15 protein-coding genes and 1 riboswitch are annotated in these 14537 nt (G+C 37.1%); of the genes, 12 read left to right on the forward strand and 3 right to left on the reverse strand.

What is annotated here, in order from left to right; translation table 11 throughout:
• Positions 1–124 precede the first annotated feature (124 nt).
• The 3 genes from C3V42_RS06200 to C3V42_RS06210 form a co-directional block, all read right to left on the reverse strand.
• Positions 125–460 (reverse strand): DUF413 domain-containing protein, encoded by a 336-nt coding sequence (locus C3V42_RS06200; protein WP_106013999.1) that lies wholly within the window; start codon positions 458–460, stop codon positions 125–127.
• A 61-nt stretch (positions 461–521) separates the two neighbouring features.
• Positions 522–1139: a DsbA family protein gene (locus C3V42_RS06205; protein ID WP_106014000.1), complete on the reverse strand. Its 618-nt coding sequence runs from the start codon at positions 1137–1139 to the stop codon at positions 522–524.
• Positions 1140–1151: 12 nt separating this feature from the next.
• Positions 1152–1418 (reverse strand): YihD family protein, encoded by a 267-nt coding sequence (locus tag C3V42_RS06210; protein WP_005631120.1) that lies wholly within the window; start codon positions 1416–1418, stop codon positions 1152–1154.
• 64 nt (positions 1419–1482) lie between these two features.
• On the opposite strand from C3V42_RS06210, the gene mobA reads away from it, so the two are divergent.
• The 12 genes from mobA to C3V42_RS06270 all read left to right on the forward strand — a co-directional run bounded on the left by mobA (position 1483) and on the right by C3V42_RS06270 (position 14529).
• Positions 1483–2079, forward strand: coding sequence for a molybdenum cofactor guanylyltransferase MobA (gene mobA, locus C3V42_RS06215; RefSeq protein ID WP_106014001.1), 597 nt, complete (start codon positions 1483–1485; stop codon positions 2077–2079).
• A 2-nt stretch (positions 2080–2081) separates the two neighbouring features.
• Complete coding sequence (locus tag C3V42_RS06220; RefSeq protein WP_106014002.1) at positions 2082–3881, forward strand: ATP-binding protein; 1800 nt, start codon at positions 2082–2084, stop codon at positions 3879–3881.
• A gap of 152 nt (positions 3882–4033) precedes the next feature.
• Positions 4034–5473 (forward strand): sodium:alanine symporter family protein, encoded by a 1440-nt coding sequence (locus C3V42_RS06225; RefSeq protein ID WP_106014003.1) that lies wholly within the window; start codon positions 4034–4036, stop codon positions 5471–5473.
• 75 nt (positions 5474–5548) lie between these two features.
• Positions 5549–5593: riboswitch (PreQ1 riboswitch) on the forward strand.
• Position 5594: 1 nt separating this feature from the next.
• Positions 5595–6278: a 7-cyano-7-deazaguanine synthase QueC gene (queC, locus tag C3V42_RS06230; protein ID WP_106014004.1), complete on the forward strand. Its 684-nt coding sequence runs from the start codon at positions 5595–5597 to the stop codon at positions 6276–6278.
• On the forward strand, positions 6271–6696 hold the full coding sequence (gene queD / locus C3V42_RS06235) for a 6-carboxytetrahydropterin synthase QueD (RefSeq protein ID WP_106014005.1): 426 nt from the start codon (positions 6271–6273) through the stop codon (positions 6694–6696). Before queC ends, queD begins: the two co-directional genes overlap by 8 nt.
• Entirely contained in the window at positions 6697–7332 is a 636-nt protein-coding gene (locus C3V42_RS06240) for a 7-carboxy-7-deazaguanine synthase QueE (RefSeq protein ID WP_106014006.1), read from the forward strand.
• A gap of 174 nt (positions 7333–7506) precedes the next feature.
• Complete coding sequence (locus tag C3V42_RS06245; RefSeq protein ID WP_106014007.1) at positions 7507–8262, forward strand: Nif3-like dinuclear metal center hexameric protein; 756 nt, start codon at positions 7507–7509, stop codon at positions 8260–8262.
• A 106-nt stretch (positions 8263–8368) separates the two neighbouring features.
• On the forward strand, positions 8369–10549 hold the full coding sequence (uvrD, locus tag C3V42_RS06250) for a DNA helicase II (RefSeq protein WP_106014008.1): 2181 nt from the start codon (positions 8369–8371) through the stop codon (positions 10547–10549).
• An 88-nt stretch (positions 10550–10637) separates the two neighbouring features.
• Positions 10638–11639, forward strand: a complete 1002-nt coding sequence (locus C3V42_RS06255) for an ABC transporter permease subunit (RefSeq protein ID WP_164994225.1) — start codon at positions 10638–10640, stop codon at positions 11637–11639.
• Positions 11640–11653: 14 nt separating this feature from the next.
• Positions 11654–12541 carry an ABC transporter permease subunit gene (locus tag C3V42_RS06260; RefSeq protein WP_106014009.1) on the forward strand — a complete coding sequence of 296 codons (888 nt, stop codon included), beginning with the start codon at positions 11654–11656 and terminating at the stop codon, positions 12539–12541.
• 9 nt (positions 12542–12550) lie between these two features.
• Positions 12551–13543, forward strand: a complete 993-nt coding sequence (gene dppD / locus C3V42_RS06265) for a dipeptide ABC transporter ATP-binding protein (RefSeq protein ID WP_106014010.1) — start codon at positions 12551–12553, stop codon at positions 13541–13543.
• A 2-nt stretch (positions 13544–13545) separates the two neighbouring features.
• On the forward strand, positions 13546–14529 hold the full coding sequence (locus C3V42_RS06270) for a peptide ABC transporter ATP-binding protein (protein ID WP_048952861.1): 984 nt from the start codon (positions 13546–13548) through the stop codon (positions 14527–14529).
• The last annotated feature ends 8 nt before the right edge of the window (positions 14530–14537 follow it).

Consider the following 14537-nt stretch of genomic DNA (forward strand, 5'->3'; position numbering starts at 1 on the left):
GCGTATGAAGACGAATCGTTCATACAAAGATAGGAGAATAAAGTTATCAGCTGTGAATTACGCGTGATTTCACAAGCTATTCAAAAACAAAAGGCAGACTTCCGCCTGCCTTGTTCAACATATCTTATTCGCCGGAATAATCTTCACCGCCAGAGGCAGCTTCACTCACATCACCAGATAAGGTGTAAACACGTTTTTTAGTATTAATACGAGTACGATATTTATTCCAAGTTTTTTCAAAGAAAGTCTCTGCTGCGCGCTCACCACGGCAAAACGCGACGAAATCTTTTTCTTCTTTAGTCACTGGCTCACGTTCCCCTAAGTCTAATGCTTTGAACGCTTGACCATATTGCTCAAGCACCTGTGATTCTTTGATTGTGTAATCACCGTGACGGGAAAAACCACGTGGGTAGTTTTTGTCGTCAAAGAAACGACGCGTTACGCTAAAACTTGCAGCCATAATATTCTCTCTTCTTTCATTAATATTTACAAAATAGGGCAGGCATTAAACCAATTTTTCGTTATTTTTGCAATAAACCTTTTACGGTTTGCACATAATCTTTCACGAAATCATCGTAATTTAAACCTTCAGGGTTTACACGGAATTTACCATTTACATAAAAATCAGGTACGCCACGCACTTTAAATTGTTCTGCGGCGTTTACTTGTTTATTGACTAAACCATTCACTGCAAAACTATTAATTCCACCATCAAATTGCTCGGCGGTTACACCATTCGATAAGAAAATAGTTCGAATATCATCCATTGATTTCAAGGCATCCTTTTGAGCCGCTTCAAACAATGGTGCCTTTACTTTGCTTTCAGTACCTAATGCCATTGCTAACGCCCAAGCACGCGTTAAGTTTTCAGACTGGCGCCCCAAGAAATTCACATGATATTGTTTAAATTTCACGTCTTTTGGTAAAGCATCTGCGACTTGTTGTGGAATTTTATATTCCATTTCAAAGGCGTAACAATGCGGGCAGTAGAATGAGAAAAACTCAATCACTTCTTTTTGTTGTGAAGCCTGTTGGCTCACTTGAACATATTGTTTGCCTTCTTGTAAATCTGCGGCAAAACTATTTACAGACACAAGCATGCTGATACCTAAACCTAACGCAAGTAATACTTTTTTCATTTGCTTTCCTTCTTATTTAATGATACCGCGAGCACGGAGCAATGCGGTTTTAAAATCTTCTTCGTAATCTTTTTTGAGACCAGGAATTGGCTCATGTTTATCTGTACCATCCATTTTTAACTGATAAATAATCACTTCATCAGTTAATTCATTTAATGGCTTTTGGAAACCTGATTCATTGGCAATTTTTTGCAAAATTTCCATTAAGCTCAAATCCGGGTCTTTAGACCAATAAGGCTGTAAAAGTTCCAAAACTTCATTTAAACGCTTACATTTCATTGCTATTTCCTTTTTAATCGTAAAAAATAGGCAAATGATACTTGAAATAACGATAGATTAAAATATGACGAGCACAATAAGCACGGTAATTTTGGCTGGTGGTAAAGCACGCAGAATGGGCGGGCAAGATAAAGGGTTACAGATTTTAGGTAAACAATCTTTAATTCAACATGTTATTCATCGCTTGCAACCACAAGTTCATGATATTTCGATTAACGCTAACCGAAATCAAACAGAATATGCAAAATTTGGTTTTCCTGTTTTTTCCGATGAACTACCCGATTTTCAAGGGCCATTAAGTGGCATGCTAACAGCCCTAGAAAAGACAAAAAGTGACTTTATCCTTTTTACACCTTGTGATACGCCTTTTTTCCCTACGAATCTTTTAGATAAACTTAAAAGTGCGGTTAAAAATAACCGCACTTTAATTGCCTATGCTTGCGATGAAGAACGTGAACATCCCGTTTTTTGTTTGATGTCCGTTCAGCTAAAAGAAAAATTGCGACACTACTTAGCATCGGGTGAACGACGTCTTTTACAGTTTATGAAAGAAAATGATGGAATTTCAGTAAAATTTACGAAAGAAGAAGGGCATTTCGAGAATTTTAATACATTGGATGATTTAGATTCTTATAGTTCGGATGATTTTAAAGAGGGCTAATAATGAAAAATATAAAGCATTTTGCACAGCGTTACGTTGATTGGGTCATTCGTTTAGGACGAATTCGTTTTTCTTTATTAGGCGTAACGATTTTGGCTATTTTTGCACTATGTACCCAAATTTTATTTAGTTTTTTTATTGTGCATACTATCTCTTGGGGCGATATTATTCGATCAGTTACATTTGGATTGCTCACTGCACCCTTTGTGATTTATTTTTTTACGTTGCTTGTTGAAAGATTGGAACGTTCACGTTTAGAGCTATCTTGTTCTGTTAATCGATTAGAAAAGGAAGTAAATGAGCGAATCATTGCTCAGCAAAAACTTTCCGATGCGCTAGAAAAATTAGAAAAACATAATAGAGATAAAAGCACTTTACTTGCTACTATTAGCCATGAGTTGCGTACACCATTAAATGGTATTGTGGGTTTAAGCCAAATTTTACTTGATGATAAATTAGATGATAAACAACGCAATTATTTGAAAACGATCAATATAAGTGCGGTAAGCTTAGGGTATATTTTTAGTGATATTATTGATTTAGAGAAAATTGATGCAAGCCGGATAGAGTTAAATCTACAACCAACAGATTTTCCTGCATTATTGAATGATATTTATAATTTCGCTAGTTTTTTAGCAAAGCAAAAACATCTTACCTTTCATTTGATTACAGAGCCGGGTTTACCTAATTATTTAACCTTAGATCGTGTTCGTTTAAGCCAGATTTTATGGAATTTAATTAGTAATGCAGTGAAATTTACTGAACATGGGGAAATTACATTAAAAGTAAGTAGGGAAAAAGATTATTATTATTTTAATGTGATTGATACAGGAATGGGGATCGCACCAAAAGAGCAGTCTCGTATTTTTGAACTTTATTACCAAGTAAAAGAGAGTCGTCAGCAAAGTGCGGGCAGTGGTATTGGGTTAGCAATATCTAAAAATCTTGCTAGATTAATGCGGGGGGATTTGATAGTTGAAAGTGAATTAGGAAAGGGATCAACATTCTATTTATCTATTCAGGCGGAAGAAACGCAAATTAACACAATTAATCATCAAGTTATTCCTCATTTACATATTCTTTTAGTTGAAGATGTTGAACTCAATGTTATTGTTGCAAAAACAATTCTAGAGAAGTTAGGGCATCGGGTAGATGTGGCGATAAATGGTCAGCAAGCCATCGCACTATTTGAAAAAAACTCCTATGATTTACTATTGCTTGATATTAAATTGCCAGATATGACGGGGTTTGATATTGCGCAATATTTACGAAAAAATTATGAAGAAGGGATTTATGATTTTTTACCACCGATGATCGCATTCACGGCTAATGTGATGCATAGTGAGAAAGACTATCTTGAAATGGGGATGGATGGTGTATTGCGTAAACCTATTTTAATTAAAGACTTACAGCATTGTCTGCAATACTTTTTCTCAGATGAATCTCATTCTATTGTAAAAATACAAGAAAATGATAATACAGAAGTATTTGATTTGGATCTCATTGAAACTTTAGGTAAAGCACAAGTTTTGGCTAATTTAGATATTTTTAAACAAGTAATGCCCACCTATTTGTCTAAACTATCAGTTAATAATTTAAAAGAAACGGAATCCTTTGCTCATAAAATTAAAGGAGCTGCAGCATCGGTAGGACTCATTCAATTACATAAGTTGGCTGAAGATTTAGAAAAGGCAGCTCAGGTTTCTAATAAGATTATTATTGAGAAATGGATTGAATTAATGAATAAGAACTGGAAAGATGAGGTGGATAGTTTAATTCAATTTTTAAATTATAAACGTTAACTTCAATTTTGATTTTTGAAAATATCTAAAATATTTCTCATTTATTAGATTTTTTCTTTGTTATTGCTGTTTTTTTTGTTGGGTCGCTTAAAAATTATCGAAATTATACCTTGAATTCATATAATTAGATTTTTACTTTTTGAGGGGGTTTTATGGAGTTTGAATTTTCTAAAATTTTGGAACTAGCATTAAGTTGGATTGTTTCACACATTGATGCTCCTTTATGGGATATCACTATTATTATTTTATTAGGTACAGGATTGTTTTTTACTATAACAACTGGATTTGTACAGTTTCGCCTTTTCCCAGCAAGTATTCGAGAAATGTGGTTTGGTAGAGCAACCGAGGGGAATTCTCTTACACCATTTCAAGCCTTTGCTACAGGATTAGCTAGCCGTGTAGGAGTAGGCAATATTGGTGGGGTAGCAACGGCTATTGCATTGGGTGGAGAAGGTGCAGTATTCTGGATGTGGGTGACTGCATTTATTGGTATGTCAAGTGCTTTTGCTGAATCAACCTTGGCACAATTATTTAAAGTTCAAGATAAAGATGGCTCATTTCGCGGTGGCCCCGCATACTACATTATTCAAGGATTACAATCACGTTGCATGGCAGTCTCATTTGCCGTGGCATTAATTTTTACCTTCGGTTTCGCATTTAATTCTGTTCAGGCTAATTCTATTGTTGAAGCAACTCAAAATGCTTGGAATTGGCAAGGTGAATACGTTGGTCTTGCATTAGTGATTTTAACTGCGCTTATTATTTTTGGTGGAATTAAGCGTATTGCAGTAATTTCAAGTAGCTTAGTCCCAATGATGGCACTTTTTTATCTCATTATGGCTGTGATCATTTTGGGAATGCATACAGAAATGATTCCCAGTGTTTTAAGTAATATTATTAAAAGTGCATTTAATTTTGATGCTGCAGCAGGAGGCATGTTTGGAGCATTAGTGTCAAAAGCTATGATGATGGGGATTAAACGTGGGTTATTTTCGAACGAAGCAGGAATGGGATCGGCACCAAATGCTGCAGCCGCAGCCCATGTAAAACACCCAGTTAGTCAAGGATTAGTTCAAATGCTGGGAGTGTTTGTTGATACCATGATTGTTTGTACTTGTACGGCAATTATTATTTTGCTTTCCAATAATTATGGTAATGAAACACTTAAAAGTATTTCTCTTACGCAAACGGCATTACAATATCATGTCGGTGAATTTGGCGTGCATTTTCTTGCTTTTATTTTATTGTTATTTGCTTATTCTTCCATTATTGGGAACTATGCCTATGCGGAGAGTAATATTCGTTTTATTAAGAATAAACCTTGGTTTATTTTTTTATTCCGATTAATGGTACTCTTTTTCGTTTATTTTGGTGCAGTGCGATCAGGAAATGTTGTTTGGAGTTTTGCGGATACTGTGATGGCGGTGATGGCTATTATTAATTTAGTGGCTATTTTAATGCTTTCTCCTATTGTATGGAAATTAATGAAAGACTATCAATGTCAACTTAGATCTGGAAAAACACCTGAATTTAATATCAGTAATTATCCAGAGTTAAGTAAGAGAGTATTAGATTATCGTATTTGGAAGTAAATATTTAAATGGCTACTCAATTAGGTAGTCATTTTTATTGTAAAAGATCTTATTTAGCACTAGAATGCTCGCCCTCAATTCGTAGTTCGCAAACCTCCTACATAAAAAAACTAGGTAAAATATGAATATTTCCAATCCAAATTATAATCGTAAAGCGATTGTTATCTTTTCTGGTGGGCAAGACTCCACCACCTGTTTGTTTCAAGCTATTGCTGAATATGGCAAAGAAAATGTTGAAACTATGACATTTCAGTATGGACAACGTCATTCAATTGAATTAGAAAAAGCAAAATGGATTGCACAAGATTTAGGCGTGAAACAAACATTTATTGATACTTCTGTTATTAAAGCTATCACTCACAATGCTTTAATGGATGAGAACATGCATATTGAACAAAAAGACAATAAATTACCCAATACTTTTGTTGATGGCCGTAATGCATTGTTTTTGCTTTATGCTGCAATTTATGCCAAGGGACAGGGTATTCAGGATATTATTACCGGTGTTTGTGAAACGGATTTTAGTGGTTATCCTGATTGTCGAGACGTGTTTATAAAGTCTATGAATGTCACATTAAATCTTGCAATGGATTATCAATTTAACATCAAAACGCCATTAATGTATCTCACCAAAGCACAGACTTGGCAACTTGCTGATGAATTAGGAGTGCTAGACTATGTGCGTAACTATACTCATACTTGTTATGAAGGTGTAGATGGAGGATGTAGTCAATGCCCAAGTTGTATTTTACGCGGTAAAGGTCTGAAGGAGTATTTGGCTCAGAAAGGTGGAAAAAATGTTTAAAATTTCCAAAGAATTTAGCTTTGATATGGCTCATTTATTAGATGGGCATGATGGGAAATGTCAAAATTTACATGGACACACATATAAATTACAAGTTGAAATTTCGGGTGATTTATATGAGTCTGGTGCAAAAAAAGCAATGGTCATTGATTTTTCAGATCTAAAGTCTATTGTGAAAAAAACTATTTTAGATCCGATGGATCATGCATTTATTTATGATCAAACCAGTGAGCGAGAAAGTCAAATTGCCGCGCTATTGCAAGAGTTAAACTCAAAAACCTTTGGTGTTCCTTTTAGAACAACGGCAGAAGAAATGGCTCGTTTTATTTTTAATCGTTTAAAACATGATGAACAACTGGCTATATCAGCCATTCGTTTATGGGAAACTCCAACTTCGTTTTGTGAGTATCAGGAGTAAGTGTTGGTGGAAAAATATCATGAGTTTGAACCGTACTTTAATATAGTTGAGATTTTTGAAAGTCTGCAAGGAGAAGGGTTCAATACGGGAATGCCAAGTATTTTTGTTCGATTTGGTAAATGTAATCTGGACTGTCCTTGGTGTGATACGCCTTATAATGATTTTAAACGCTGGTCTGCATCACAGATTTTGGAAAAAGTGCGGTCCTTTCCATCAAGAAATATTATCATCACTGGTGGTGAGCCAACAATTGTGCCAAAAATTGAATACTTACTTGAGCAATTTAAAGCAGATGGCTATTTTCTTGCAATTGAAACTAATGGTCTAAAGACAGTTCCTGCTCAAATAGATTATATTGCGGCGAGTCCTAAGAGCCTTTATGCGCATAAGTATGAAAAGCGCTGTATTCCATTTGCAAATGAAGTACGTATTGTCATGGATGGTAATGTATCATCATTTTGTGAATTGATTGAGAAAAAAATAAAAGCAGAGAATTACTATCTTTCACCTTGTGAAATTGCGGGGGAAATGAATTTACTTGAGACTATCACTTTACTTGGTCAGTTGAATCAACGCCCAAATAAACCTAAATGGCAGCTAAGTTTACAAACACATAAATTGATTGGTATTGAGTAATAGAAAGAAATATTATTTTTTTATTGATCGATATATAATTTAGTATATAATGATTCCTGTTTTAGATAGTAATCATAATCAAACCTGGCTAGCACACTTCCCCCACTCCTTTGTGCTAGCCATTTTTTTTGGAATTTTGTACCATATCTTATCTTTTTCCTATTTATATTAATTATGAATAACATTGAACTTGAGCAACTTCTTAACCTAAAACTTAATTCTGAAAAAATCACTGACTATGCGCCAAATGGTTTGCAAGTAGAAGGCAAAGCAAATGTTCATAAAATCATTACAGGAGTTACAGCAAGTCAAGCATTGATTAATTATGCCATTGAGCAAGATGCTGATGCTATTATTGTTCATCATGGCTATTTTTGGAAAAGCGAAAATCCTTGTATTCGAGGAATGAAAGGTAAACGAATAAAAAGTTTGCTTGTGAATGATATAAATTTATATAGCTATCATTTACCATTAGATATTCATTCTGAATTAGGAAATAACGCCCAGTTAGCAGAATTACTTGGTATTGAACAGTTACACCCACTAGAAAAGCCGCCGATGAGCATTCCTGTTTGGGGGGAATTGCGATCCCCTATGACGGGAGAAGAATTTGCAGAGAAAATAGAAAAAGTTTTGAATAGAAAGCCATTAATTTGTATTGAAAATGGTCCGTGCCTGATTCGAAAAGTAGGAATTTGTACAGGAGGAGGACAAGGTTATATTGATCTTGCTGCTGCGCAAGGCTGTGATGCATTTGTTACAGGTGAAGTATCTGAGCAAACTATTCATTCTGCACGTGAACAGGGCATTCATTTTTTTGCTGCTGGTCATCACGCAACAGAACGCTATGGTATAAAAATATTAGGAGAATGGCTTTCTAAAGCATATGGTTTTGATGTTGAGTTTAAGGATATAGATAATCCTGCTTAATATTATTCGAAAATGTTTTACCCTACTTTTGATATACCTACAAATCTTATTGTTTCAAAAGAGAAATAGGATTATAATAACTGTAAATTTGAACAGTTTAATTGTTATGGATATTTCTGAATTACTTGACGGACTTAACGATAAACAACGCGAAGCCGTAGCTGCTCCTCTTGGTAATCACTTAGTGCTATCAGGTGCAGGCTCTGGCAAAACGCGTGTATTGACACACCGTATCGCTTGGTTAATTGCGGTAGAAAATATTTCTGAAGGCAGCATTATGGCAGTAACGTTTACCAATAAAGCAGCAGCAGAAATGCGTCATCGTATTCAAGCTACCCTTGCTAAACACGCACAACATCAATTATTTGGTATGTGGATTGGCACCTTTCACAGCATTGCCCATCGTTTATTGCGAGCTCATCATTTAGATGTAGGATTGCCACAAGATTTCCAAATTTTGGATTCAGAAGATCAACTTCGTTTAATTAAACGGTTATTAAAATTACATAATTTTGATGAGAAAGCTTTTCCGCCGAAACAGGCTTGTTGGTACATCAATAACAAAAAAGATGAAGGCTTGCGACCAAACGACATTGAAGATTTTAATGATCGTCAAGAGCGTGAATGGATTAAAATTTATAAGATCTATCAAGACACTTGCGATCGTGCAGGATTGGTCGATTTTGCTGAATTATTAATTCGGGCCTATGAATTATTTGAGAAAAAACCATTAATTCTGCAACGTTATCAACAACGTTTTCAGCATATTTTGGTGGATGAATTTCAAGACACCAATAAAATTCAATATAAGTGGATTAAAATTCTTGCTGGAGAAACGGGCAAAGTCATGATAGTAGGCGATGACGATCAATCTATATACGGTTGGCGTGGCGCACAAATCGAAAATATTCAAAAATTCTTGAAAGATTTCAAAGCCGAAACAATCCGCCTTGAACAAAACTATCGTTCTACCGCCAATATCCTAAACAGCGCAAATGAATTAATTGCAAACAATACTGATCGTCTTGGTAAAAATTTATGGACAGAGGGTGAAAAAGGCGATCCTGTGGGCATCTATGCCGCCTTTAATGAATTGGACGAAGCAAAATTCGTTGCTTCACAAATTCAGGATTGGGTAGAACATGGTGGAAAACTTGATGATTGTGCTGTACTTTATCGTAGTAATAGCCAATCACGCGTTATTGAAGAAGCCTTAATTCGTTGTCAAATTCCATATCGTATTTATGGCGGTATGCGTTTCTTCGAACGTCAAGAAATTAAAGATGCTTTAGCCTATCTTCGTTTAATTAATAATCGTCAAGATGATGCTGCTTTTGAGCGTGTAATTAATACGCCAACCCGTGGTATTGGTGACCGCACTTTAGATATATTGCGCAACTTAACACGCGAACGTCAAATTACCTTATGGCAAGCAGTACAAATCGGGACACAAGAAAATATGTTGGCAGGGCGAGCCTCAACAGCATTATTGCGTTTCCAAGAATTAATTAATTCACTACAACGTGATACCGCAGAAATGCCGCTTTTCGCACAAACTGATTTTGTGATTAAACATTCGGGTTTATATGAAATGTATAAACAAGAAAAAGGTGAAAAAGGCGAAGTCCGTATTGAAAACTTGGAAGAATTGGTTACCGCAACCCGTGAATTCATCAAACCTGATGATGCAGAAGATATGACTGAGCTTACCGCCTTTTTAACTCACGCCTCTTTAGAAGCTGGTGAAGAACAAGCCTCTCCGCATCAATCTTGTGTAGAAATGATGACATTACACTCCGCTAAAGGCTTGGAATTTCCTCGTGTATTTATGGTTGGCGTAGAAGAAGGTTTATTCCCAAGTTTCCGTTCTTTTGAAGAACCTGGGCGTTTAGAAGAAGAACGTCGTTTAGCTTACGTCGGTATTACTCGCGCGAAGAAAAAACTGACCATCTCTTATGCGGAAAGCCGTCGATTATATGCCAAAGAAGAACGCCATTTACCATCACGTTTTATCGCCGAATTACCTAGAGAATGTATCCAAGAAATTCGTTTACGAGGAACTGTCACGCGCGCAATGAATCTAGCAAAAGTCGGTTCATTGTCTAATACAAGTGCGGTCGAAAATGAATGGAAAATGGGTCAAAAAGTCAAACATGAAAAATTCGGTTTTGGCACCGTCATTAATGTCGAAGGATCAGATAACAATACTCGCCTCCAAATTGCCTTCCAAGCGCAAGGCATTAAATGGCTCATTGCACATTTGGCAAAACTGGAAAAAGTGCGGTAGAATCCAAGAGAGTTTTACTTCTACCGATTAATTTCTTTGAAAAGTGCGGTGAATTTTAACTGCACTTTTTTTGTATTTGAGTGATTGAATGTTTAAATTTTTCTTCAAGCGTATCTTAATGGTAATTCCAACCTTTATTGCCATTACTTTTATCACTTTTGCCCTTGTGCATTTTATTCCTGGCGATCCAGTTGAGATAATGATGGGGGAACGTGGCTTAACACCTGAAATACATCAACAAATGATGCATCAATTAGGATTAGATCTTCCTTTGCATGAACAATATTTTCATTATATTGCTAAAGTGCTACAAGGTGATTTTGGGGCATCATTCCGCACTCAACAATCTGTTCTTACTGAATTTTTTACACTTTTCCCTGCCACAGCTGAATTAGCATTTTTTGCGTTATTTTGGTCGTTATTAGGCGGGGTGATTTTAGGGACGATTGCAGCAGTAAAAAAAGATAGTTGGATTTCTCACACGGTTACAGCTGCATCGCTCACAGGTTATTCTATGCCAATTTTCTGGTGGGGATTGATTTTAATTTTATACGTTTCACCACAACTCGGTTTACCGCAAGGCGGACGTTTAGATAATGAATTTTGGATCGATACACCAACAGGATTTATGCTCATTGACAGCTGGCTTTCTGGTATGCCAGGCGCCTTCGAAAATGCAGTTAAATCATTAATTCTTCCTGCAATCGTCCTAGGCACAGTTCCTTTGGCTATTATTACTCGTATGACACGCTCTGCGATGTTGGAAGTATTAGGCGAAGATTACATTCGCACGGCAAAAGCAAAAGGCCTAAGTTATACTCGAATCGTCATTGTTCATGCATTGCGTAATGCGTTAATTCCTGTTGTCACTGTGGTCGGATTAATCATTGGTCAATTGCTTTCCGGTGCCGTACTCACAGAAACCATTTTTTCATGGCCGGGAATTGGAAAATGGATTATTGATGCGATTCAAGCGCGCGATTATCCGGTATTACAAGGTTCTGTACTGATTATTGCGACAATTATTATTGTGGTGAATTTAACCGTCGATTTACTTTACGGCGTGGTCAATCCGCGTATCCGTCATTAATTGTGGGAGAGATTATGTCTGGCACGCCTTCAACTTTCGCGCCGAAAACGCCCTTACAAGAATTTTGGTTTTACTTCAAACAAAACCGAGGCGCGCTAATCGGTTTAACCTTTATTGTGATTGTTGCCTTAATCAGCATTTTCGCACCTTATATTGCGCCTTTTGATCCAACAGAACAAAATCGTACCGCACTTTTACTTCCTCCCTCTTGGTATGAAGGAGGCAATCCGGCCTATTTACTCGGCACAGATGATATTGGGCGAGATATCCTTTCTCGCATCATTTACGGAACGCGAATTTCTGTCTTTGCGGGATTTGTTATCGTATTGCTATCCTGCGCCTTTGGTACTAGCCTTGGCTTGATTTCTGGCTATTATGGCGGTGTGCTAGATACAATTATTATTCGCCTAATTGATATTATGCTCGCGATTCCAAACTTACTCTTGACGATTGTAGTCGTCTCTATTTTAGAGCCATCACTCGCCAATGCCACTTTAGCGATCGCCGTTGTATCAATTCCTAGCTATGTGCGTTTAACTCGAGCAGCGGTGATGAATGAAAAAAATCGTGATTATGTCACCTCCTCTAAAGTCGCTGGCGCAGGTGTTCTTCGCCTCATGTTTATTGTGATTTTACCCAACTGTTTAGCACCCTTGATTGTGCAAATGACGATGGGGATTTCTAATGCAATCTTAGAACTCGCAACACTTGGTTTCTTAGGCATTGGAGCAAAACCACCGACACCTGAGCTTGGCACAATGCTTTCAGAAGCACGTGGTTTTATGCAAGCAGCAAACTGGTTGGTTACAATTCCTGGCTTAGTTATTTTATCTTTAGTGCTCGCCTTTAACTTAATGGGTGATGGCTTGCGTGATGCACTTGATCCGAAACTCAAACAATAGGAAAACAGAATGGCATTATTAGACGTAAAAGAACTTTCTGTTCACTTTGGCGATAAAAATACGCCATTTAAAGCAGTGGATCGCATCAGCTATCAAGTCGCACAAGGTGAAGTGCTTGGCATTGTGGGAGAATCGGGGTCAGGTAAATCTGTGAGTTCTCTCGCAATTATGGGGCTAATTGATCATCCAGGACGTGTATCTGCAGAATACTTGCAATTTGAAAACACAAATTTACTCACTTTAGAGAGTAAAGCTAAACGCCAGCTTATTGGTGCTGATGTAGCAATGATTTTCCAAGATCCGATGACAAGCTTGAATCCAGCTTATACTGTCGGTTTCCAAATTATGGAGGCGTTAAAAACTCATGAAGGCGGTACAAAAAAGGCAAGAAAAGACCGCACTTTAGAGCTTTTAAGATTGGTCGGTATCCCAGATCCTGAATCTCGGATTGATATTTATCCCCATCAGCTTTCTGGCGGAATGAGCCAGCGTGTAATGATTGCGATGGCAATTGCTTGCAGACCTAAATTATTGATTGCTGACGAGCCAACTACTGCATTGGACGTAACCATTCAAGCACAAATTATGGAGCTCTTACTCGAATTGCAGAAAAAAGAATGCATGTCGCTGATTTTGATTACCCATGATCTTGCGCTTGTTGCTGAAGCTGCAGATCGAATTATCGTGATGTATTCAGGACAAATCGTTGAAGAAGGCACCGCAAAAGATATTTTCCGCGAGCCAAAACACCCTTACACTCAAGCCTTATTACGTTCATTACCTGAATTCGCAGAAGGAAAATCTCGCTTAGAGTCATTACAAGGTGTGGTACCTGGAAAATACGATCGCCCAACAGGCTGCTTATTAAATCCTCGCTGTCCTTATGCAACCGAATACTGTCGCCAAGTCGAACCTCAATTGCACCATATCGGTTCGCGTAAAGTAAAATGCCATACTCCGCTGAACGAACAAGGCAATCCTGTTGAATATCAAGGAGCTTAATAATGACGAATGAAGGAAAAGAAAATACGCCATTATTAAATGCGATTGGCTTAAAAAAATATTACCCTGTAAAAAAAGGCTTGTTTGCAAAACCACAGCAAGTAAAAGCGTTAGATGGTGTCTCTTTTCAGCTTGAACGAGGTAAAACTTTAGCTGTCGTGGGAGAATCCGGTTGTGGTAAATCAACGCTAGGGCGTTTATTGACAATGATTGAAGAACCCAGCGAAGGCGAATTGTATTATAAAGGGCATAATTTTTTAGAAAATGCTCATGAAACAAAGGCTCTACGTCGTAAAAAAATTCAAATAGTTTTCCAAAATCCTTATGCGTCATTAAATCCACGCAAAAAAATTGGTTCAATTTTGGAAGAACCATTGATCATCAATACAAAACTTTCTGCCAAAGAACGTCGAGAAAAAGTTTTATCAATGATGGAAAAAGTGGGGTTGCGCGCTGAATTTTATGATCGTTATCCTCATATGTTTTCAGGCGGACAACGCCAGCGTATCGCCATTGCTCGTGGTTTAATGTTAGATCCCGATGTTGTTGTTGCCGATGAACCTGTTTCTGCATTAGATGTTTCCGTGCGTGCGCAAGTACTGAATTTAATGATGGATTTACAAGATGAATTAGGCTTGTCTTACGTTTTCATTTCGCACGATCTTTCCGTGGTAGAGCATATCGCCGATGAAGTGATGGTGATGTATCTAGGTCGTTGTGTTGAAAAAGGAACAAAAGAACAAATCTTCTCTAATCCTCAACATCCTTATACCAAAGCGTTACTTTCAGCGACCCCACGTTTGTCACCAAACTTGCGCCGTGAACGTATAAAGTTGACGGGTGAATTGCCAAGCCCGATTAATCCGCCAAAAGGCTGTGCATTTAATCCTCGTTGTTGGAAAGCAACAGAAAAATGCCGTGAAAATCAACCGCACTTGGAGCAACATATTGATGGCAAATTAATCGCTTGTTTCCATATTGATTAAATTTATTT

It is taken from the genome of Haemophilus sp. oral taxon 036 (genome assembly GCF_002998595.1).
In the GTDB taxonomy this organism is placed as follows: domain Bacteria; phylum Pseudomonadota; class Gammaproteobacteria; order Enterobacterales; family Pasteurellaceae; genus Haemophilus; species Haemophilus haemolyticus_K.

What these genes read in the sequence shown, in the direction of transcription:
- C3V42_RS06200 (WP_106013999.1), bottom strand. Translation starts at nt 460, where the DNA reads ATGGCTGCAAGTTTTAGCGTAACGCGTCGTTTCTTTGACGACAAAAAC.
- C3V42_RS06205 (WP_106014000.1), bottom strand. Translation starts at nt 1,139, where the DNA reads ATGAAAAAAGTATTACTTGCGTTAGGTTTAGGTATCAGCATGCTTGTG.
- C3V42_RS06210 (WP_005631120.1), bottom strand. Translation starts at nt 1,418, where the DNA reads ATGAAATGTAAGCGTTTAAATGAAGTTTTGGAACTTTTACAGCCTTAT.
- mobA (WP_106014001.1), top strand. Translation starts at nt 1,483, where the DNA reads ATGACGAGCACAATAAGCACGGTAATTTTGGCTGGTGGTAAAGCACGC.
- C3V42_RS06220 (WP_106014002.1), top strand. Translation starts at nt 2,082, where the DNA reads ATGAAAAATATAAAGCATTTTGCACAGCGTTACGTTGATTGGGTCATT.
- C3V42_RS06225 (WP_106014003.1), top strand. Translation starts at nt 4,034, where the DNA reads ATGGAGTTTGAATTTTCTAAAATTTTGGAACTAGCATTAAGTTGGATT.
- queC (WP_106014004.1), top strand. Translation starts at nt 5,595, where the DNA reads ATGAATATTTCCAATCCAAATTATAATCGTAAAGCGATTGTTATCTTT.
- queD (WP_106014005.1), top strand. Translation starts at nt 6,271, where the DNA reads ATGTTTAAAATTTCCAAAGAATTTAGCTTTGATATGGCTCATTTATTA.
- C3V42_RS06245 (WP_106014007.1), top strand. Translation starts at nt 7,507, where the DNA reads ATGAATAACATTGAACTTGAGCAACTTCTTAACCTAAAACTTAATTCT.
- uvrD (WP_106014008.1), top strand. Translation starts at nt 8,369, where the DNA reads ATGGATATTTCTGAATTACTTGACGGACTTAACGATAAACAACGCGAA.
- C3V42_RS06255 (WP_164994225.1), top strand. Translation starts at nt 10,638, where the DNA reads ATGTTTAAATTTTTCTTCAAGCGTATCTTAATGGTAATTCCAACCTTT.
- C3V42_RS06260 (WP_106014009.1), top strand. Translation starts at nt 11,654, where the DNA reads ATGTCTGGCACGCCTTCAACTTTCGCGCCGAAAACGCCCTTACAAGAA.
- dppD (WP_106014010.1), top strand. Translation starts at nt 12,551, where the DNA reads ATGGCATTATTAGACGTAAAAGAACTTTCTGTTCACTTTGGCGATAAA.
- C3V42_RS06270 (WP_048952861.1), top strand. Translation starts at nt 13,546, where the DNA reads ATGACGAATGAAGGAAAAGAAAATACGCCATTATTAAATGCGATTGGC.